5 protein-coding genes and 1 tRNA gene are annotated in these 2,648 nt (G+C 61.6%); all 6 read right to left on the bottom strand.

Translation table 11 applies throughout. The features are described 5' to 3' along the window. Positions 1-443: 443 nt before the first annotated feature. A complete protein-coding gene (locus tag OXS27_RS32075; protein WP_267361695.1) occupies positions 444-1,031 on the bottom strand; it encodes a PIN domain-containing protein in 588 nt (195 codons plus the stop codon). A gap of 3 nt (positions 1,032-1,034) precedes the next feature. After that, positions 1,035-1,490, bottom strand: coding sequence for a helix-turn-helix domain-containing protein (locus OXS27_RS32070; protein ID WP_267361693.1), 456 nt, complete (start codon positions 1,488-1,490; stop codon positions 1,035-1,037). A gap of 156 nt (positions 1,491-1,646) precedes the next feature. Continuing rightward, positions 1,647-1,722: transfer RNA gene (locus OXS27_RS32065), tRNA-Ile, on the bottom strand. A gap of 43 nt (positions 1,723-1,765) precedes the next feature. Further along, the gene (locus OXS27_RS32060) at positions 1,766-1,951 is read right to left on the bottom strand and encodes a hypothetical protein (RefSeq protein ID WP_267361691.1); all 186 of its coding nucleotides are present in this window, start codon (positions 1,949-1,951) and stop codon (positions 1,766-1,768) included. Between the two features lie 196 nt (positions 1,952-2,147). Next, on the bottom strand, positions 2,148-2,279 hold the full coding sequence (locus OXS27_RS32055) for a hypothetical protein (protein WP_267361689.1): 132 nt from the start codon (positions 2,277-2,279) through the stop codon (positions 2,148-2,150). 147 nt (positions 2,280-2,426) lie between these two features. Further along, a partial coding sequence (locus tag OXS27_RS32050) for a hypothetical protein (protein WP_267361688.1) occupies positions 2,427-2,648 on the bottom strand: 222 nt, incomplete at its 5' end.

Below are 2,648 nucleotides of genomic sequence, written 5' to 3'. Positions count from 1 at the left end.
AGAGCAAGATGCCCAGCGAAGTTCGGACCGGCCTTGGCACCGGCTAGGATGCGAGTTCGGTACGAGGCGTGTTGACGGTCACGACCCCGGAAATCCGGTAGGCCGATCGGGCCCCGGTATGGAGCAACGGCGTAGGCCGCAAAATCAGGCGCCTTTGGTTTAGGCGTGCCGGTAGCTGTGGAGGGTGCAGCCTGGGCCGCGGGCTTCGAGACATCATCGAAGCACCGCAGGCGAAGCAGCGAGTCCTTCACGTCCCGGCAAGCTGCAATTTCAGATGCGCTTTGAGCCTGCGCCCCACCGGCAGCGACGACGAGAGCGAGGGCGGCGAGGGCTGTGCGCATGGCGGCAGGATAGCCGCTGGAATGGCGGTGTCGAGCTAGCAGAGCCTGAAGGGGGAGCCCTACGCTATGGCGGGCAACGGCGGGCAGGCGTGAGTAGAACTGCTAGAGGGATGCTTCGTGCGGCTGCAAGATGTTCACGGCTGTCGTCAAGCCATTGGCATCCATTATCACGAGAAGGTCGGATGCCGTCATCGCTGGCTTGTTTAAGCGCTGCCGCATTTCACGGACAGCGGCAACAGCTCGCCCAATGTCCAAGGCGATCGTATCGGAGATGAACGCATCGGCACTCTTCGCTTCCAAGTTCAGTGGTTCCAGAAGCGAGGCCGGAAAATGCTTCAGGTTGTCGGTGACGATGACCTGGGCTTGAGTTTTCAATGCAGCCGCGATGACGTGGGCATCGCCGGGATCGATGCCTTCGCACATCGGCAGATACCGCTCGTAACCCGTGACCATGGCGTCCTCAAACGCCTTTTCCATGCCGGCGCGCGCCTTGGAGCCTTTCTCGTCCGCAGCTGGGTCGCCCTTTTTCTTGAACATCGCTGCGATTGCACGCTCGGTTTCGCCGAGGATCTCATCTGACCAACGCACACGGAAGAACTCCCACTGCGCAAGGGTCAGAATGAGGTTTCTTCGAAGGACGCCCGCGAGAACGCAGGCGTCGATTGTTGCGGTGAACCGGTTCGCGAACACGGGCTACAGCAGCTCCCCATCCAGCGCGGCCAATTCCGACAGGGCTTCGTTGCGACGCTTGTCCCGAGCGGCCTTGTAGGCGAACAGATCCTCGGCACGGATGCGCCGATGCCGCCCAACCGGATCAAAGGGGATCTCCCCTTTTTCCAAGAGAGACACCAGAAACGGGCGTGAGACGTTCAGGATGTCGGCTGCTTGCTGAGTCGTCAGCATCTGGGACACGGGAACCAGCGTCACGGCATCGCCGCGCCCGATCGGGTGAAGCACCTCCATCAGAAGCTTGGAGACCGCGGGCGCCAACGTGACGTCAATGACTTTCCCATCGTCATCCAATACGCGCAGGTTCGCTTCGCCGGACGCTTGAAGAGCCAGCAGGCGGCGTAACTGGTTGGCTGTTTCACGCTCCAGTTCGGATGGCAGTCGCCCCCCTAGACCCTTCGCGGAAGCAGGCATCGTCATGTCGGCTTCTCCTCACTCACAGCGCGCATATTCGCAATAAACGAAACGTTCGCAATATGCGAAACGACACGCAGCCTTTTTCGTTCTCGCTATCGTGTGGACGGAAGAGCCGACTGTCCCGCCTTCAGCGCTTCTTTCACGAGGCAGAGGATAGCTTGGTGGGCCCGGCAGGACTCGAACCTGCAACCAGACTGTTATGAGCGGTCGGCTCTAACCATTGAGCTACAGGCCCTCGCCGTTCTCCTCGATGAAGATGACGCCGGCGGGTTCGCTGCTCAGTCCTGCCCTGGATTGGGATCCGGCCGGCGGACGGTGACCTTGCCTTCGTTTTCGCTGCCGGGAACGGTTTCCCATCCATGCACGGCGGCGGCTTGCGCCTGTTCCGGCGTCACGGCCATTTCGCCGTGCACGAGGCGATCGCCAATGACATCTAGCCAGAGATCGCCAGAAGGATCAGCCACCTGGCCCGGTTCGGTGATGATCTAAGGGGTGAGCGATGGGCCGCCGAAATCGAAGATCGCCGACGAGTCCAGCATCGGCAGGCCCGGTCCCGGGATGATGTCCTTGCTCATGGTTGGCCTCCGATGCTTCGTGCCATCTCAGTTCGCCCCCTCAGGATCCTCGCGGTGCCGCGCGTAGCCCTGGCCTGTGAGCAGATCAGGATCCGGCGTTCTCGCGTGCCAACCGCAGCGCTTTGAGCCGCTCGGTGCGCTCCTCGATCTCCTGGCGTTCGGTCTCGATCTCGCTCTGAACTTCGAGCGACGTGGCCTCGCGGGCTTCCGCCTTCATTCGCGAGCTCGTGCGGTCGGTGTGGCGGGAAGCCTGGAAGTGAGACATGCACCTTCTCGTTGACCAGCGTCCGGCCGAGATAGGGCACTGATCCGTGCCGTCATCACCGATCCGCCGCCGCGCCTCTTACAACAGGCGAGGGTTGGGTCAGTGGAGACCAGGCGAGTCGGCGAACGATCGGATGCCGTCTTCAGCGACTGCTCGCTCGAAGGCCTCATAGGCTTCCTGGTCATCCGAGAAGGTCTCTTTCCAGACGGTATGGCCACCCTCGTGGTCAACGACCTCTAGGGTCCACTCATCATCGGTACCAGCGAACCGATAGATGTGAACCTGTACGGTGCAGCCATCACGCGTAATGCGGCCACCTAG

It is taken from the genome of Methylobacterium sp. GC_Met_3 (assembly GCF_026540775.1).
Classification (GTDB): Bacteria; Pseudomonadota; Alphaproteobacteria; order Rhizobiales; family Beijerinckiaceae; genus Methylobacterium.
This window is presented reverse-complemented; position numbering and strand designations above follow the sequence as displayed.